The sequence below is a fragment of the Klebsiella sp. Lac1 genome, assembly GCF_009825425.1.
Classification (GTDB): Bacteria; Pseudomonadota; Gammaproteobacteria; order Enterobacterales; family Enterobacteriaceae; genus Klebsiella; species Klebsiella electrica.
In genome coordinates, this window is the sequence record NZ_VJZJ01000001.1 from 2,190,914 (window position 1) to 2,209,307 (window position 18,394).

The 18,394-nt window shown below is 59.7% G+C and carries 15 protein-coding genes; 4 read left to right on the plus strand and 11 right to left on the minus strand.

Translation table 11 applies throughout. The features are described from left to right. Positions 1-651, plus strand: a complete 651-nt coding sequence (narL, locus tag FNY10_RS10630; RefSeq protein WP_004863467.1) for a two-component system response regulator NarL — start codon at positions 1-3, stop codon at positions 649-651. Here narL and FNY10_RS10635 read toward each other — a convergent pair. From FNY10_RS10635 to nasR, 7 genes are all read right to left on the minus strand, one after another. Beyond that, positions 648-2,024: a YchO/YchP family invasin gene (locus FNY10_RS10635; protein WP_131047880.1), complete on the minus strand. Its 1,377-nt coding sequence runs from the start codon at positions 2,022-2,024 to the stop codon at positions 648-650. The two genes, narL and FNY10_RS10635, sit on opposite strands and share 4 nt — an antisense overlap. Before the next feature lie 102 nt (positions 2,025-2,126). Further along, a complete protein-coding gene (locus FNY10_RS10640) occupies positions 2,127-4,727 on the minus strand; it encodes a nitrate reductase (RefSeq protein WP_160704576.1) in 2,601 nt (866 codons plus the stop codon). After that, on the minus strand, positions 4,727-8,788 hold the full coding sequence (nirB, locus tag FNY10_RS10645; RefSeq protein WP_141964406.1) for a nitrite reductase large subunit NirB: 4,062 nt from the start codon (positions 8,786-8,788) through the stop codon (positions 4,727-4,729). The genes FNY10_RS10640 and nirB overlap by 1 nt, the downstream gene beginning before the upstream one ends. A 9-nt stretch (positions 8,789-8,797) precedes the next feature. Next, a complete protein-coding gene (locus FNY10_RS10650) occupies positions 8,798-9,586 on the minus strand; it encodes an ABC transporter ATP-binding protein (RefSeq protein ID WP_047665141.1) in 789 nt (262 codons plus the stop codon). Between the two features lie 10 nt (positions 9,587-9,596). Continuing rightward, positions 9,597-10,481 carry a nitrate ABC transporter permease gene (gene ntrB / locus FNY10_RS10655; protein ID WP_160704574.1) on the minus strand — a complete coding sequence of 295 codons (885 nt, stop codon included), beginning with the start codon at positions 10,479-10,481 and terminating at the stop codon, positions 9,597-9,599. Between the two features lies 1 nt (position 10,482). Continuing rightward, positions 10,483-11,739, minus strand: coding sequence for an ABC transporter substrate-binding protein (locus FNY10_RS10660; RefSeq protein ID WP_160704572.1), 1,257 nt, complete (start codon positions 11,737-11,739; stop codon positions 10,483-10,485). 269 nt (positions 11,740-12,008) lie between these two features. Further along, positions 12,009-13,205, minus strand: a complete 1,197-nt coding sequence (gene nasR / locus FNY10_RS10665; protein WP_160704570.1) for a nitrate regulatory protein NasR — start codon at positions 13,203-13,205, stop codon at positions 12,009-12,011. A 70-nt stretch (positions 13,206-13,275) separates the two neighbouring features. Between nasR and FNY10_RS10670 the strand changes: the two genes are divergently transcribed. Both FNY10_RS10670 and FNY10_RS10675 read left to right on the plus strand, forming a co-directional pair. After that, positions 13,276-13,629 (plus strand): DsrE/DsrF/TusD sulfur relay family protein, encoded by a 354-nt coding sequence (locus FNY10_RS10670; protein WP_100682433.1) that lies wholly within the window; start codon positions 13,276-13,278, stop codon positions 13,627-13,629. A gap of 240 nt (positions 13,630-13,869) precedes the next feature. Then, entirely contained in the window at positions 13,870-14,112 is a 243-nt protein-coding gene (locus FNY10_RS10675; protein ID WP_004863495.1) for a DUF1883 domain-containing protein, read from the plus strand. 31 nt (positions 14,113-14,143) lie between these two features. On the opposite strand, the gene FNY10_RS10680 is transcribed toward FNY10_RS10675, so the two are convergent. Then, positions 14,144-14,824, minus strand: coding sequence for a gamma-glutamylcyclotransferase (locus FNY10_RS10680; protein WP_131047874.1), 681 nt, complete (start codon positions 14,822-14,824; stop codon positions 14,144-14,146). A 150-nt stretch (positions 14,825-14,974) separates the two neighbouring features. After that, positions 14,975-15,205 (minus strand): putative cation transport regulator ChaB, encoded by a 231-nt coding sequence (gene chaB / locus FNY10_RS10685; RefSeq protein WP_100682431.1) that lies wholly within the window; start codon positions 15,203-15,205, stop codon positions 14,975-14,977. Positions 15,206-15,469: 264 nt separating this feature from the next. Between chaB and chaA the strand changes: the two genes are divergently transcribed. Then, complete coding sequence (gene chaA / locus FNY10_RS10690) at positions 15,470-16,570, plus strand: sodium-potassium/proton antiporter ChaA (RefSeq protein ID WP_100682430.1); 1,101 nt, start codon at positions 15,470-15,472, stop codon at positions 16,568-16,570. Positions 16,571-16,684: 114 nt separating this feature from the next. Here the strand turns inward: chaA and kdsA are convergent, their stop codons facing one another. Beyond that, on the minus strand, positions 16,685-17,539 hold the full coding sequence (kdsA, locus tag FNY10_RS10695) for a 3-deoxy-8-phosphooctulonate synthase (protein WP_160704568.1): 855 nt from the start codon (positions 17,537-17,539) through the stop codon (positions 16,685-16,687). Between the two features lie 39 nt (positions 17,540-17,578). Then, the gene (gene sirB1 / locus FNY10_RS10700; protein ID WP_100682428.1) at positions 17,579-18,391 is read right to left on the minus strand and encodes an invasion regulator SirB1; all 813 of its coding nucleotides are present in this window, start codon (positions 18,389-18,391) and stop codon (positions 17,579-17,581) included. Positions 18,392-18,394 lie beyond the last annotated feature (3 nt).

Genomic DNA, 18,394 nt, shown 5'->3' on the forward strand with positions numbered 1-18,394 from the left:
ATGAGTCAACAGGAGCGGGCAACCATCCTTCTCATTGACGATCACCCGATGCTGCGCACCGGCGTAAAACAGCTCGTCAGTATGGCCAGCGATATTCAGGTTATTGGCGAGGCCAGTAACGGTGAACAAGGTATCGCCCTCGCTGAGACGCTGGATCCCGACCTGATCCTGCTGGATCTCAACATGCCCGGCATGAACGGACTGGAAACCCTCGACAAGCTGCGCGAAAAGTCGCTCTCCGGTCGAATCGTGGTCTTCAGCGTCTCTAACCACGAAGAAGATGTGGTCACCGCCCTCAAACGCGGCGCCGACGGCTACCTGTTGAAAGACATGGAGCCAGAAGATCTGTTAAAAGCGTTGCAGCAGGCCGCGGCGGGCGAGATGGTTCTCAGCGAAGCGCTCACGCCGGTGCTGGCAGCCAGCCTGCGCGCCAACCGCGCCACGTCAGACCGCGATATCAGCCAGCTGACGCCGCGCGAACGGGATATTCTCAAGCTGATTGCCCAGGGACTGCCGAACAAAATGATCGCCCGTCGTCTGGAGATAACCGAAAGTACCGTCAAGGTGCACGTTAAGCATATGCTGAAGAAAATGAAGCTGAAATCACGCGTTGAAGCGGCGGTATGGGTCCATCAGGAGCGGATTTTCTAAGGCATATTTCCCCAACTGACGCCGTCGGCCGGGAATTTGACCAACGGCTCGCTCAGCGCCAGCGCGATCTCATTGGATGAAACGCGCTGACCCGTTTTGTCTTCCACCACTACCGACAGGTGCCACAGATTGCTCGCTCCCGGCTCGCTGTTCCAGGCCGGAAGAATCACGCTCCAGCCGTCCGGGCTGTTGGCATCGACGGGAGACGTTAAGCTCAGCGCTTGCGTATCACCTTGCCATTTCAGCGATTTTATCCCATGCAGGCTACGAATTTGTAGCTTCAGTTGCACCGTCTCCCCCGGCTGTAAATCCCACGGCGGCGTCGCCAGGTAGACCGACAGCGATTTACGCTGACGATACTCGACCACCGGCACATGATCGCGCTCCGGGCTGTCGTAACGACTGCCGCGCAAGGAGCGGCTGACCGCCACCTCATCGGCCGCCAGCTGCTGTTTAAGCGGCACGCCAAAACGATAGTTCAGATTCAGACCGACATTGTTTTGACTGAGCCCGCTTTCACCCTGTTTATGCTTTGCGGTCATGGTCACGAGCGGCACCGGGGTATAGTTCAGCCCCACCGACACCGCCACCGGATTCCGGTAGCCGGTACCGGAATGGAACAGGTCGACGCTATCGCCAAAATACTGCTCGACGCTGACGCTGGTATTAATATGCTGATAGAACGGTAGCCGCGCCTGGGCGGTGACATCGTAGCCGCTCGCCATCCGCTGTTCCTGGGTCAGGCTATCGCCACGCTGCCAGCTGCCGACGGGATGATAATAGTTGGCCGACAGGCGCAAATATTCGCCCCAGGCTTCAGCGCCAATACTGCCTCGCGCCATGCTGTCACCCAGCACTTTGTCGTAGAACGAGTTATAGCCCAGCAGCCAGTCTCCCCTGCGCCAGCGCTGTCCCAGCCCGATGTTGCCCACCAGATCGTTTTGCCGCTGGCTGACGGAATACTGATTCCAGGTCAGATACTGGCCATTATCCTGCAGCGGGATAAACCAGTTGCCCTGCGTGCCGGTGAAGCGGCCTTCTTTATCCACCCGCAGATCGACGCTGGCATTGCCCCACGGCGAGAGCCAGTTTTCCAGTTGATGACTCAGCTCGTTGCCAAGCTTGCCGATAGCCAGCATTCGCGCCTGTTCACCGGTCGTCAGGCCATTATCGCTCATGCTGGCCTCGCCAAACTTTTTCGCCACTTCGGCAAAATGCCGGGCGTCATCATCCACCTGCGGCGCAATCCCCAAATCCGGCAGCGCCGCCTGTTTTTCACTGAACGCCGTGTTTCCCTGCAGGGCACGGGCAGGAACGCTTGCCAGCAGCAAGAGTAGCGCAAGGAGTGGGGGGACGCGGTACGACGAAGGCATTAAATGGGTTACATTGGCTCACGAAGAATATGACAGTCTTTAAGTTTACCGTTTTTTGCCCTCTCCGGCAGCTCTGAGGGCAATTCCAGGAATATCCCGAACTCAGGCCCGTATCTGCGCCTCTGCCAGCAGCGCTTTGAGTTCGGGAATACAAGAGCCGCAGTTGGTACCGCATTTCAGCACCTTGCCCAGTTCACCAACCGTGCGGCAACCGTTCGCGATAGCCTCACCGATCGCGCGTTCGCCAACGCTCAGGCAACTGCATACGATCCGTCCCGTGGGCGCCGTCTCGCCGCTTTTTTTCCCGCTGAGCAGCGCGTGACGATGCGTGGGCGTTTCCGGGGGCGAGAGAAACGCGTCGGCTATCCACCCGGCATCGATTACCGGCTCGCCGATATCGCACCACCAGCCCAACATCAGCTGACCCTCACGCCAGGCCAGCAGGCTCCATGTCGTCCCGGCGCGCGCCGTTTGCATCTGCCACTCCTGCTGATGACACCATTCGGTTAGCCATTCCTGCGAAGGGTGTTCTCCGGCTAAAGAGAGATGGTTTACCGCCCGCGCCGCCCGCCGACGCCAGTGGACGGCAGCCGGCAGCGGAACCGGCTGGCGACAAAACAGTTCCCCGTGCCAGGCGGGACGCCAGGGGGCAATCGCCACCGCCGCCTGTTTGCTCTCCGGCTGTCCGGACCAGGGATCCGTCACCGCCGACAGCAGATCGTTGACCCTTCCCCGGCGGGCAAACTGATTATTCCAGTGCATCGGCACAAACAGTGAGCCTGGGCGCTGCCCGCGGCTGACCACCGTTTTAGCCACCATCACGCCGTTGCGCGACCAGATTCGCGCCAGTTCTCCCTCGCGCAGTTGCAAACGTCGGGCATCCGCTGGCGCGACCTCAACGACCGGTTCGGCAATATGCTGCATCAGACGCGGCACGCTACCGGTACGGGTCATGGTGTGCCACTGATCGCGAATACGGCCGCTATTGAGGATCAGCGGATAAAAGGCGTCGGTCACGGCGCGCGTGGCCTGGGGGGTCACCGGCACCATGCGCAATTTACCATCGCCGTGCCAGCCGCGCTGTAAATCGAGAGCGGCGCCGCTGCGGCTGACCGGCCAGCGAACCGGCGCCAGGTTGTCCCACGCCTCACGGCTGAGCTCCGCCAGCCCGCCGATATCGAACGCCCGCTGGCCGTCATTTTCAAACCCCGAAAGCGCGGCATGCTCGCTGAAGATCTCATGCGGATGGCGCCAGGCAAAGGCCGCGCCAAAGCCGAGCTGTTCAGCCACGCGAGCGATTATCCACCAGTCGGCTTTGGCTTCTCCCGGCGGCGGCAGAAAGCTGCGCTGGCGGGAAATACGCCGCTCCGAGTTGGTAACGGTGCCATTTTTTTCTCCCCACGCCAGCGCCGGGAAACGAATATGGGCAAACGCTGCCGTATCCGTTCTGGCGCTCACCTCGGAGACGATCACCAGCGGGCATCCGGCCAGCGCCTGGCTGACGGCCAGACTGTCCGGTAACGACACTACCGGGTTAGTGCCCATAATCCACACCGCTTTCACCTCGCCGCGGCCAATGGCGGCAAACAGCTCCACCGCCGTCAATCCCGGCGTCTGCGCCAGCCGTTCGCTGCCCCAAAAGCGCGACAGCCGGTGCAGATCCTGCGGCTCAAAATGCATATGAGCGGCCAGCATCGTTGCCAGGCCGCCCACCTCGCGGCCGCCCATCGCATTTGGCTGTCCGGTCAGCGAAAACGGCCCGCAGCCCGAACGCCCGTATTTCCCGCAGGCCAGGTGGACGTTAATAATGGCATTACACTTGTCGCTGCCGCTGGCCGACTGATTGATCCCCATGGTGTAGAGCGTTATCGCCCGCGGTGCGGCGATGAAGTCGCGATAGAACCCGGCGACCTGCTCGACCTCCAGCCCGCAGAATTCGGCCACCCGCGCCGTGTCCCAGGCTGCGGCGGCGGCCAGCGCCTGCGTCTGGTCGTGAAAATCGCCGGTCAGCGCGCCAGCCCCGGCAATCGCCCTCAGTAAACCGACAAACAGCCCGCCATCGCTGCCGGGCGCAACCGCCAGGTGGCTATCGGCGATATCGCAGGTGGCGGTTCGGCGCGGATCAATCACCACCACTTTCATCTGCGGATTATCCCGTTTCGCCTGCACCAGCCGCTGATACAGCACCGGATGCGCCCAGGCCGCGTTCGACCCCACCAGCACCACCAGATCGCTGTTTTCCACATCCTCGTAGCTGCACGGCACCACGTCGGCGCCAAAGGCGCGCTTATAGCCGGTCACCGCCGAGGACATACAGAGACGGGAGTTGGTATCGATATTGGCGGCGCCGATAAACCCCTTCATCAGCTTATTCGCCGCGTAGTAGTCCTCGGTAAGCAGCTGCCCGGAGGCATAAAATGCCACCGCCTGCGGCCCGTGTTGCTCAATGATTTGCCGCAGTCGGCTACCGGCGGCCGTCAGCGCCTGTGACCAACTGACCGGCTCCCCCTCCAGCTCCGGTCGCAGCAAGCGCCTCTCCAGGCCGGTGGTTTCTCCGAGCGCCGCGCCTTTGACGCACAGACGTCCCAGGTTTGCCGGATGCTGCTCATCGCCGCGCACGCTGACCAGGCCATTTTCTGCCCTTCGCGCTAGCACGCCGCAGCCCACGCCGCAATAGGGACAGGTGGTGCGGATTTCATCCATCAGGAGGCCTCCGCGCGCGCCAGCAGAAGCTGATTGCCTACCCACACCGTGCCGTTTTCGACCTTCACCGGCCAGGCGCGGACCATCGGTTCACCGCCATCGCTGGGGCGCCCGTCGCGCAGCCGGATACGGTGTTTATACAGCGGCGAAATGACAATCGGCTCCCCGCCAGCATCGCCCAGTATGCCGCGCGACAGCACGTTGGCGTCGCTACCGGGCTCCAGGTTGTCGAGGGCATAAACCTGTTCGCCAAAACGGAACAGCGCAATCTGACGCTCGCCCAACCGCGCGCCGATCCCGGCCTGCGCGGGAATCGCCTCCAGATTGCAAATGGCCTGCCACGGACGAGCCGACGCCTCGCCTTCGCGGTGCACCGGCGCGACGACCGGCTGCGGCTGGCCGCGTAACATTTGCCGCTGCACGGCGTCATCCGGCTGGTCGCTGTTAACATAAGACCGGAACAGCGCCAGCCGCTGCGGATCGTTCAGCGTGGTCTGCCATTCGCACTGGTAGCTTTCCACCACCCGCGCCATCTCCTGCTCCAGCTCTTCGCCGATCCCGAGGCTGTCTTCGAGGATCACCTCGCGCAGGTAGTCGATTCCGCCTTCGAGGTTATCCATCCACGTACTGGTTCGCTGTAGTCGGTCGGCAGTGCGGATATAGAACATCAGCAGCCGATCAACCGTGCGGATCAGCGTCGCGTCGTCGATGTCGCTGGCAAACAGATCGCCATGGCGCGGCTTCATCCCGCCGTTGCCGCAGACGTAGAGATTCCAGCCTTTTTCCGTGGCAATCACCCCGATATCTTTCCCCTGCGCCTCGGCGCATTCGCGGGTACAGCCGGAGACCGCCATTTTAATCTTGTGCGGCGCACGCAGCCCCTTGTAACGATGTTCAAGCGTCACCGCCAGCGCCGTCGAGTCCTGCACGCCGTAGCGACACCAGGTCGAGCCGACGCAGGATTTCACCGTGCGCAGCGACTTGCCGTAGGCGTGACCGGTTTCAAAACCGGCCTCCGCCAGCTCGCGCCAGATGGCCGGCAGAGCTTCGAGCCGGGCGCCAAACAGATCGATCCGCTGGCCGCCGGTAATTTTGCTGTACAGCTGGTAGCGTTTGGCAATCTGGCCGATGGCAATCAGCCCGTCCGGGGTCACTTCGCCTGCCGCCATACGCGGGACCACTGAATAGGTGCCATCTTTCTGAATATTGGCGAAGTAGCGGTCATTGGTATCTTGTAGCGGCAAATGCGCCGGTTTCAGCAGGTATTCATTCCAGCAGGAGGCCAGAACTGAAGCCACCAGCGGCTTACAGATTTCGCAGCCGTGTCCCTGACCGTAACGACTAATCAGCTGATCAAAGGTGCGGATATGGTTCACGCGCACGAGGTGATAGATCTCCTGACGCGACCACGGAAAGTGTTCGCAGATATCTTTTTTCACTTCCACGCCCTGCGCCGAGAGCTGATATTCCATCACCTGCTTGACCAGCGCGCTGCATCCACCGCAACCGGTGGCGGCTTTGGTGCAGCTTTTTATCGCCGCCATATCACCGGCGCCATGATTAACCGCCGCGCAGATGTCCCCTTTACTGACGTTGTGGCACGAGCAGATCTGCGCGCTGTCCGGCAGCGCCGCTACGCCCAGCGCTTTTGGCGCACTCCCCTCCAGCGCGGGCAGAATCAGGCTTTCCGGGCGCGCGGGCAGCGCCATCGCGTTCAACATCATTTGTAGCAGCGTGGCGTAATCGCTGGCATCGCCCACCAGTACGCCGCCCAGCAGCGTTTTACTCTGCTGGCAGACGACAATTTTCTTATAGATTTGCCCCGGGCCGTCCGTCCACTGGTAGCTCTGGCTACCGGGCGTGCGTCCCTGGGCATCGCCGAAAGAAGCCACATCGATGCCCAGCAGTTTCAGTTTGGTGCTCATATCGGCACCGCTAAAACTCGCTTCTTCTCCGGCCAGCATTGCCGCCGCCGTTCTCGCCATCTGATAGCCCGGTGCCACCAGGCCATAGATTTTGTTCTGCCACAGGGCGCATTCACCAATCGCCAGCACCTGCGGATCGGAGGTGCGACACTGATCATCGATAACGATCCCACCGCGTTCGCCCACCGTCAGTCCGCTGCCACGCGCCAGCGTATCCTGCGGGCGAATCCCGGCGGAAAAAACCACCATATCGGTGGCCAGCGATTCGCCATCGGCGAAGTTCAGCACCAGGCCGTCAGCATCGCGTACGATAGCCTGCGTCGATTTGCTGGTGTGCACCCCGACGCCAAGATCATTGATTTTCTCCCGCAGCATCGCGGCGCCCGGGCTATCCAGCTGGACCGCCATCAGATGCGGCGCGAACTCCACCACGTGGGTTTCCAGCCCCAGTTGCCTGAGCGCGTTGGCGGCCTCCAGCCCCAGCAGGCCGCCGCCAATCACCACCCCGCGTTTTGCTCGGCCGGCGCAGGCGGCAATACGGTCGAGGTCGTCGAGGGTACGATACACAAAACACCCCTCCTGATCGTGGCCCGGCACCGGCGGCACGAAGGGATATGAGCCGGTCGCCAGCACCAGTTTATCCCAGTGGGTTTCATGGCCGCTGGCATCGCGTACCACCCGCGCCTCACGGTCAATGGCGGCAATCGTCTCAGACAGCCGCAGTTCGATTCCGTGCCGGGCGAAGAAATCGCCCTCCACCAGCGACAGCGATTCCGCGCTACGCCCGGCAAAATATTCTGATAAATGCACCCGGTCGTAGGCGGCATAACGCTCTTCGCCAAACACCACGATCCGAAACTGTTGATGCAGGTTACGGCTGACGCATTGCTCAAGAAAATGGTGGCCGACCATGCCGTGTCCGACCAGCACCAAAACAGGTTTTGTCATCGTGATTTGTCCTGCAGCGCGCGGCTGCGTTGAAGAAGGATCAAAAAGCCAGTCTGCTGATGCGCGTTCGCCCAGCAGAGCCGTTAACGGCGCTGCATTTGCGCAGTCGCCAAGCAATAACACGCCGCACAGCTTGTCGTTACGGACCAGCAAACGGCGGTAGTGGCGGGCCAGCGGGTCCCAGCTGGTCCACAGCTCATCCTGCTCAGTCGCCTGTAATTCCCCGGCGCTGAACAGCTCGATGCCCGTGACCTTCAGGCGAGTGCCGCTGTCCTGCCAGTGAAAATCTGCGCCTGGCGCCCCACATAAACGCGCGGCCAGCACCTCGGCCTGACGCAGACAGGGCGCGACCAGCCCCCAGGTCTGACCATCAATTTCACAACATTCGCCGATGGCGCTAATTCCCGGCCGCGCGGTCGCCATCTGGCGGTCCACCACAATGCCGCGTCGGCAATCGACGCCGCTGCGCTGCGCCAGCTCAATGTTGGGGCGCACGCCGGTCGCCAGCACCACGCGGCTGGCGGCAAAAGTCCTGCCATCCTCCAGCACAACCTCGTGCTCGCGAATCGCGGCGATCGCGCAGTCCGTGACGCACTGAATGCCTCGCGCCTCCAGCTGTTGCTGTAGCTGCTGACCGGCAAAGGCATCGGTTTGCTGTTCCATCAACCGGTCGCCGCGATGCAGTAAAGTGACATTGTCACCATGACGTCGTAACGCGGCGGCAGCCTCGACGCCGAGCACCCCGCCGCCAATCACCACCGCCGGGCCGCCGGTTGCCAGAATGGCGGCCACATCGGCAAAGGTGCGAAACGCAAAGACGTGCGGCAGCGCCACGCCGGGCAACGGCGGGATGAACGCCTGTGAACCGGTGGCAAAGATCAGCTCATCCCACGACAGCTCGCCTCGCGTGGTGCGCAACGTTCGCGTCGACATCTCCACCGCCAGCACCGATTCGTCGCGGCGGACCGTCACGCCGTGCTGGTGATACCACTCCTCAGGCAGCAGTCGCGTTTGCGCCAGCGTTTTTTCCCCGCCCAGTACCGGTGACAGCTGGATACGGTTATAGGCCTGCCAGGGTTCATCACCGATAATCACTATCTGAAATTTATCGCCCCCCCGCGCCACCAGCGTCTCCGCCAGCCGGGTGGCCGCCATACCATTGCCGATAATCACCAGTCGCCGCTTCATCGCCGCCCCTTACGCCGCCTTCGGCTGTTTTTCGTAGAGGAAATGGAGAATCTGCTGACGCAGGTGGTGATAACGGCTGTCATCCGCCAGCTGAACGCGATTGCGCGGCCGGGGCAGATCGATGGCGAGAATCTCCCCCACCGTCGCCGCCGGGCCGTTGGTCATCATCATCACGCGGTCAGAGAGCAGTACCGCCTCATCAACATCATGGGTAATCATCACGATGGTGGTATTCAGCGCCTGCTGAATCTGCATCACCGCATCCTGCAAGTGGGCGCGGGTCAAGGCGTCGAGCGCGCCAAACGGCTCATCCAGCAGCAGCACTTTCGGCTTCATCGCCAGCGCCCTGGCAATTCCCACCCGCTGCTTCATCCCGCCGGAGATCTCCCCCGGACGCTTGTGCAGCGCGTGGCCCATTTGCACCCGTTCAAGGTTGTGTTCGATCCACTCCTTGCGCTCGGCTTTGCTCATGGTGCGGCGAAAAACCTGGTCGACCGCCAGCGCCACGTTGTCAAAGCAGGTCAGCCACGGCAGCAGGGAGTGGTTCTGAAAGACCACCGCGCGCTCGGGGCCCGGCCCGGCGATTTCGCGGTTATCGCACAGCAGCCCGCCTTCCGTGGGTAAGGTAATGCCGGCAATCAGGTTCAGCAGCGTTGATTTCCCGCAGCCGGAGTGGCCAATCAGACTGACGGTCTCCCCTTCGTAAATGTCGAAAGAGACGTTTTGCAGGGCCAGAAATTCGCCGCTGGCGGTATTAAAGCGCTGGCTGACGGCCTGCACCTGAATTAATGGTTTCATAGCGATTCCCCTATTTTTCTTGCCAGCTGAAGCGACGAGCGATCAGCATCAGCCCCTGCTCAAGCAGCAGGCCGACGACGCCGATAATGACGATGGCGATAATGATGTTTTCCACGTTGAGGTTGTTCCATTCGTTCCAGATCCAAAAACCGATCCCCAGCCCGCCGGTCAGCATCTCAGCGGCGACGATCACCAGCCAGGCAATGCCGATAGAGAGACGCACGCCGGTCAGCACCGCGGGCAGCACCGCCGGGAAGAGAATGCGCCGCATCACCGTCCACTCCGAAAGCTGTAACACGCGGGCCACGTTGAGATAATCCTGCGGAATGCGGCGCACGCCTTCGGCGGTGTTAATCACCATCGGCCAGATAGAGCAGATAAAAATGGTCCAGCTTGAAGCCGGTTCCGCCTTCTGGAACAGCAGCAGACCAATCGGCAGCCACGCCAGCGGACTGACCGGGCGCAGCAGCGCGATCAGCGGATTAAACATGCGGGCGAAGAACAGCGAGCGGCCGATCAAAAAGCCCAGCGGGATACCCACCAGCGCCGCCAGACCGAAGCCCACCGCCACCCGTTGCAGTGACGCCAGCACGTTCCAGCCGATGCCCATGTCGTTCGGCCCATCCTGATAAAAAGGATCGGCAAACAGGGTCAGTGCGGAGTCGAGCGTACTCAGCGGCGTCGGAAAGCCCTTGCCGTTGATCGCCGCCAGCTGCCAGCAGAGTAAAAGCAGCCCCAGCCCGAGCAGGGGCGGCAGGAGTCGCTGTACGGTTTCACGTAGCCAGCGTCTGACGGGCGGCGTCGGTCGCCGGACCTGCACCGGCGGCAGAATAATCACTTCGCCCGGCGTTTTTTCTGTGGCAATAACAGGTTGCGTATTGTGCGCGTGTTTCATTTCATGCCCCCTTATGTTGAATCGCGAAGCTGCGGGCGTAACCTTGCGGATCGGCCCCCGTCCAGACCGTACCGTCTATCAATGTGCTGCTACGCATGAGCGCTGTTGGTGTGGCGATGCCGCCCACCGCCTGCGCCGCCGCTTTCCAGACGTCAATGCGGTTGATGCGCCGGGCCACCGCCTGATAATCCGGGTCTGTTTTCAGTAATCCCCAGCGGCGAAACTGGGTTAAAAACCACATCCCGTCCGACAGCCACGGGAAACTCACCTCCCCCTGGTCGTAAAAACGAATCGGATGCGCGTCCTGCCAGCGGCGTCCCAGCCCGTTGTCGTACTCTCCGAGCATCCGTCCGGTGAGATACTGCTCTTTGGTATTCAGCCAGGCGCGCTTCGCCAGAATGCGCGCCGTCTCCCGTTTGTTCTCTTCCGACGCGTCAATCCAGCGCGCGGCCTCCATCACCGCAGCGACCAGCGCGCGGGCGGTGTTCGGGTTGCGCTCGACCCATTCGCTGCGGGTGCCGAGAATTTTTTCCGGGTGTTCCGGCCAGATAGCCTGCGAGGTGGTCGCGGTAAAACCGATGCGGTCGTTGATCGCCCGCGCATTCCACGGTTCGCCGACGCAAAAGCCAACCATGTTGCCGATGCGCATGTTCATTACCATTTGCGGCGGCGGCACCACGACGGTGCGCACATCCGCAAACGGGTCGATGCCGCCGCTGGCCAGCCAGTAATAGAGCCACATGGCGTGCGTCCCGGTGGGAAAGGTGTGGGCGAAGGTGTAGCTGCCCGGCGCGCTCTGGCCAATCAGCCGTTTCAACCCACCAAGGTCGGTCACCCCTTTCTCCTGCAGATCGCTGGAGAGCGTAATCGCCTGGCCATTGCGGTTGAGGGTCATCAGGTTGGCCATCGTGTGTGGCTTGCCAGCGATCCCCAGCTCCAGGCCATACAGCAGGCCGTAGAGAATGTGCGCCGCATCGAGTTCACCGGCGATCAGCTTGTCGCGCACCGCCGCCCAGCTGGCCTCTTTGGTCGGCACCAGGGTAATACCGTATTTTTTATCGAACCCTTTCAGCGACGCGATGGCGAGCGGCGCGCAGTCCGTCAGCGGAATAAAACCGACCCGTACGGTAGATTGTTCCGGCTTATCGGATCCTGCCGCCCATGCGGCATGCATCGCGCCGGGCAGCAACATTGCCCCGCCCAGCGCGGCACCTGCCTGTAAAAAACGCCGCCGTGAAATCGAAAATTTATCGCCCATACCCGCTCCAGAACACGCAAAAAAAAAGCGCCCGACAGTGCTGATGCACTGCTGGACGCCTTTATCCATGGACACACAAACCGCCGTTGGCCTGTTGCCCAAAATTGTTTACTGAACGATTTAACGCATTAACCGTTGTCTGTTGGATATTGCAAAACAGATGCCAATATTCACAGACGCGCTATTAAGCCATTTTCCGCTTTTCACGGGGCGACTTTCCCCCGCTCATTGCACCGCTGACAGGCAGTCGCTGCCCAACCATCGTGCACCTACTCCTTTGGTGTTATGGACCACAACGCCTTTACCGTCAGCAGCGCGCGGGCGATTTCCACCATCCTCTGGTTCTTATCCATCGCCATTTTCCGCAACGTCTGCCAGGCCTGCTCCTCCTGCATTCCCTGATGAGCCATCAGCACGCTTTTCGCTTTTTCAATCAGCTTGCGCTCTTCGAGCGTATCTTTGAGCGACGCCAGCTGCGTGGAGAGCTGCTGCAACTCAAAGGCCTGCTGGCGCACCAGCGGCAGCAGCTGTTTGTCGAGACGGCGCGCGATGCTGTCGTCCTCCTCCTCGTCCGGCCAGCTGGCGGGCGGCGCTTCCGGCGCCTCGCCGCTGAGCAGCGTATCGGCGACGCTCAACAGATCGTCAATCAGGCGCTCTTCCAGAGCTCGCATCTGCTCCAGACGCTGCGTCTGGGCGCAAAACCAGCGCAGCGCCGTCTCCCCCTCATCCGCCGGGGGCTGCCGGGTGCAGGCGATCCGCCGCAGCTGTTCAATGTCCAGACTGGCCTGGCACTGGTTCATAAACAGCGCGGTCTGCGGCGCCTCAGCCAGCGCCTGGAAGCTGTCAAAACAGGGCTGCTGACCATCGATTCTGTCCACCAGCAGCTGGCGCAGCTCAGCGCTGAACTGACCGCGGGCAAAGCCGGATGCTCCCAGCGCGCGCTCCTGCCCCACCAGCTCTTTCCCCTGCATAAAGCTATAGAGCGCCACCATGCGCCCGGCAATTTGCGGGTCGTCAATGCTGTCGTTGAGCTGCGGGACAATATTTAATAAGTGGCGGATAATGCGACTAAACTGGTTTGTCGCCTCTTCGGCGACAATGGTGCGGCTGCGCACGGCGTCGCGCAGCGTCAGCAGTTGTTCCAGGTACCAGAGCGCGCTGGCTATCCGCCAGCATAGCGCGCCGCTGGCGCACTCCCGCACCGCTTCCAGCGCCTCGCGGAAAGCGATAAGCTGTTCATCCACCAGCGCCGATCCCGCGCGACACTCCGCGGCATACAGCCGCCCGGCGGAACAGAGCCAGAGGTTGGACGCACCGCGCTCACACTGTAGCATGTGCACCAGCGCACTTATCCGGCTTGCCAGCGTACCCTGCTGCGCCAGCTGGCGTAGCTGCTCTTTTTGCAGTTGCCGCGCGCGGTGAAACCACCTGTTGGCCTCAGGCGTGATGCCAGCCGTATTATTCATACCCCCTCCCGGGTCAACGCTTTATACTTTAACCACAAGCAATAACCGTGCCTTATACCAAGGAGTCCTTATGCAAAGTATTGTGATTGTCGCCAACGGCGCCGCCTACGGTAGCGAATCGCTGTTTAACAGCCTGCGTCTGGCGATTGCCCTGCGTGAACAGCCGTCTGAACTCGATCTGAAGCTGTTTTTAATGTCTGATGCGGTGACGGCTGGCCTGCGAGGGCAGAAACCGGCGGAAGGCTATAACATTCAGCAAATGCTGGAGATCCTCACCGCCCAGAATGTCCCGGTGAAATTGTGCAAGACCTGCACCGATGGCCGCGGCGTGACCTCCCTGCCGCTGATTGATGGCGTGGAGATAGGCACTCTGGTGGAGCTGGCGCAGTGGACGCTGGCGGCCGATAAAATCCTGACCTTCTGAAGAAAGAGGCTCTGGCGGGATTTAATATTATTCAGGCCGCGTTTATTAATCGAAAAGGTAAGTCAGCTGAATGCTTTCAGGGACAACATCATTTTTGTTTAATCTTTATCCTTTTTTTTGATCAAAATCAGCATTCGTCCCCTCGCCATTTGGTGTTATGCCATGAGTAAAGTGTGAACAATATCACGCGCAGGATTGAGCAGGCAGGATGCTGTAGACAGACAACAACGGGGTAGATAAATGGCGATGGTTAAAGCAAGTTTGATGTTGTTTGGCGGCGATACGCTGGTTGTACGGTGTTCTGAACGCTGCCATATTCACCTGATGAGTGCCAAGGCTGCCGGTGACAGCCATGCGGATATTCTGAGCGTCCAGGATCGTGACAGCGCCTATCTGACCGTGCCGTACAACGGCACCTGGAACGTCCTGATCGATAGCCACAGCCAGTCTCTGGAGCACTCCATTAGCTACGTTCCCGCCTGACCTCACCTGCCCGGGCTATCCCGGGCATTTTTCAGGCCAGCCCCGGCTGGCTGTTTTCTCCCAGCAGCGTCCGAACCTTGCCGACAAGATCGTCAAGACAGTCATCGTGCATGCCGAGTTTACGTAGTTCCTGATCCAGAGAGAACAGATACTGGGCATTGGTGCCGAGCGGCCCGCTGGCTTTGGCGATCAGCGGCGCAATGATCTGGGCGCGGGTATCCGGTTCGAACAGCGGATGACGCGGATCCATAATAAACACCAGCGCATTCACCGTCCGCCCGTCATCAAGCTCCAGCTTACACCAGGTCGGCATATAGCAACCGGTGATCATCTCCCGCTTCCACAGCAGCATCAGCTCGTCTTCCAGCGTCTCATCAGGGAGCCGATAGGCTACGCCGGTGGTACGCCCGCCCTCTTTCAGCGCCAGCATGCGCCCCGGCTGACAGGCGCTGCCCCGCCCGGCGGTCAGCCGCAGGCAGAAGGCGCGGTGCCAGCCCGGCAGCGTACCGGTACAGGTTTCGCGATACTCAAGGGCCGGGTTCCACATCAGCGAACCGTAGCCAAAAATCCATACTGAGCCGGCATCCGGACGACAGGCCAGGGTTGCCGCCAGGGAAGCGGCCCGTTGCTCTGCCGACCAGAGTAGCGATTCCTCAATAGCGCCAAACGCCGTCTTACAATCCGCATTGATTAAGAAATCACGTGTTAACACTTTCTACTACCTCCGCCACTGCCCGCTTCCCGGCGATTATCTGATGGCATCCGTGAAATATTGCCGAATTATTATCCAGCTTTCATCGACAATAAGCAATGAACGACACGCTGGCAAGGCGCGGAGCAGCAGATGAGGCAGCAGGAACGATTATTTTTTCTTATGCCACTTATCATCGTCCCCTTTTTGGTAGTCATTCTTGACCGCCGCCCAGGCGACCTTATGCGCCGTCTCTTCCCGGCTGGCGTCGTCCCGCCGGTCCGCCGGATGCTGGTACTGCTCCCAGGCGCTATTAAACGCTTCTTTATAGATCTGCTGGGCATGCGCCGGTAACACGTGCTGGACGCTATCGGGTAGCTGTTGTTTACTGCGATAAGGCATATGCACCTCCGGATGGTGGTAAAAAGATAAGTCTGGGACGCTAATTCCTGATTTTCAAGGATGGATATAAGGCAGAATAGTTTTTAGTAATTATCTGAATAATAAATATAAAATTGCGATAACGATAAGTTATGGCAATCTCAAGGCATTAGTTAGCAATAGCCGTAAATTTAAGTAAAAAAACAATTAAGATTGCAAAATGTCTGTTATTTTATCTACTTACGGTATCTATAATTATAACACCTGCATAAATGGAGATGGTTCATGACGCATGTACATGAGGCGGTGAAAACCCGCCACAAGGAGACATCGCTGGTTTTCCCGATTCTGGCGCTGGCGGTGCTTATCTTCTTCGGAAGTAGTCAGTCACTGCCAGCGGTCATTGGCATTAACATTCTGGCCTTAATCGGTATCCTGAGTAGCGCGTTCAGCGTCGTACGTCACGCAGATGTTTTGGCCCACCGCCTGGGCGAGCCTTACGGTTCGTTAATTTTAAGTCTTTCGGTGGTAATTCTTGAAGTCAGCCTGATTTCTGCCTTAATGGCAACCGGCGACGCGGCCCCCACGCTGATGCGCGATACACTCTATTCAATCATTATGATTGTCACCGGGGGGCTGGTCGGCTTTTCTCTGCTGCTGGGCGGGCGTAAATTCGCCACTCAGTATATGAATTTGTTTGGTATCAAGCAGTATCTCATCGCCCTGTTCCCGCTGGCGATTATTGTGCTGGTCTTTCCGATGGCGCTGCCGGGGGCGAATTTCAGCACCGGGCAGTCGCTGCTGGTGGCGCTGATTTCCGCCGCCATGTACGGCGTGTTTCTGTTGATTCAGACCAAAACGCACCAGAGCCTGTTTATTTATGAGCATGAAGATGACGGCGACGACGACGACCCGCATCACGGCAAACCGTCCGCCCACAGCAGCGCCTGGCATACCGCGTGGCTGTTAATTCACCTGGTGGCGGTTATCGCGGTCACCAAGATGAACGCGAATCCGCTTGAGACGCTGCTGACCAGTATGAACGCGCCGGTGGCCTTTACCGGCTTCCTGGTTGCGCTGCTGATTCTCTCGCCGGAAGGGCTCGGCGCGTTGAAAGCGGTACTCAACAATCAGGTGCAGCGTGCGATGAACCTGTTCTTTGGTTCGGTGCTGGCGACGATTTCCCTGACCGTGCCGGTGGTCACCTTAATCGCCTTCTTAACCGGCAACGAGCTGAAATTTGGTCTTGGCGCACCGGAAATGGTGGTAATGGTCGCCTCGCTGTTGTTGTGCCAGATATCGTTCTCGACCGGCCGCACCAACGTGCTGAACGGCGCCGCGCACCTGGCGCTCTTCGCCGCCTATCTGATGACCATTTTTGCCTGACCGCTCTCCCCGGCGTCGCGGCGTCGGCCGGGGAGCGTTCTGCGCCATTGCCGGCGCATAAAAAAGCCTGCCGGTTTTACAACGGGCAGGCTTTTCGCATTCAGGAGCGCTGAATTAGTTGCTGGTATCCAGCTCCGCAAAGCTCTTCACCAGATCGTCAATCGCTTTGATCTGCTGCAGGAACGGCTCCAGTTTAGCCAGCGGCAGCGCGGACGGGCCGTCGCACTTCGCGTGTTCCGGGTCCGGGTGCGCTTCGAGGAACAGACCTGCAAGGCCGGTTGCCATACCGGCACGCGCCAGCTCGGTTACCTGAGCACGACGACCGCTGGACGCGGCGCCAAACGGGTCGCGACACTGCAGCGCGTGGGTGACGTCGAAGATAACCGGCGAGTTGTTGGACACTTTCTTCATCACGCCAAAGCCCAGCATGTCGACAACCAGGTTGTCATAGCCGAAGTTCGCCCCGCGATCGCACAGAATCACTTTGTCGTTACCGCCTTCGATAAACTTGTCGACGATGTTACCCATCTGGCCTGGGCTGACAAACTGCGGTTTCTTGACGTTGATCACCGCGCCGGTTTTCGCCATCGCTTCGACCAGGTCGGTCTGGCGAGCGAGGAACGCCGGCAGCTGGATAACGTCAACCACGTCGGCAACCGGCTGCGCCTGGCTTGCTTCATGAACGTCAGTGATGATTTTCACGCCGAAGGTCTGCTTCAGCTCCTGGAAAATTTTCATCCCTTCTTCCAGGCCCGGACCACGATAGGAGTGAATGGAAGAACGGTTGGCTTTATCAAAAGAGGCTTTGAACACGTAAGGAATGCCCAGCTTCTGCGTGACGGTCATATAGTGTTCGCAGATGCGCATCGCGAGATCACGGGATTCCAGCACGTTCATCCCACCAAACAGGACGAAAGGCAGGTCGTTTGCTACGTTGATATCACCAATGCTAACCACTTTTTGTTTCATAAGATCGCCTTATCAGGGTGTAACCGGATTCATTCCAGATTAGTGAAGAGTAATTTGTTTATGCGAAATCGTATTAATTTGCGCGCGGATCATTTCGCTGATCGGGTCCTCCGGACACTGTTCGACGAAATAGTTCAGATCCAGCAGCGCAACATGATCGCACTCAAGCTGGGCGTAGATCAGCCCGCGGTCGCGAATCTCGTACGGGTCTTCCGGATTAAACTGCAGCAGCGCTTCGCTGGCGCGCAGGGCCAGCTCCATCTGCCGCTCTTCCATCAGCGCCGATTTTAAAGTGTCGAGCAGCTTGTGGATCACCTCCGCGTTATCCGCTTCGTCGAGATCCTCGTTGAACAGCTCGGCGACCGGACTAATATTGCCCTTCAGCCAGACTTCCAGCGTATGTTCGTTGAGCGTTTCACCGTTGAAAGGGTTAATCAGCCACATCTCTTCGCTGGTTTCCGGGTCGGCGCGCAACAGCAGCTGCGTCGGGAAGATAACCGGGACCAGCGGCAGCGACAGACGCTGGGCAATCCACAGCACGATAGCGCCTAATGACGCCGCGCTCCCCTGACGGTTAAGCAGGACTTTGTCTATCCACAACGCATCGGACAGCCGGTAAACACCGTGGGAATCGCGAAAACCCCACTCATGGTAGAACAGCTCCAGCAGCCGCTCCAGCTGACGCTCCTGATCCCAGGAAGAGGCAATTTCCTCCTGCGCCAGGCCCAGCAGTCGTTCCAGCTCATCCTGCACGTAGTGCGTCGGAAAATCGTCGCGGATTAATTCAGAAATGAGGACCATGCCATCGCACAATGGCGCTTTGTTAAATTCGAAATCAGCTAATGACCTCATGAC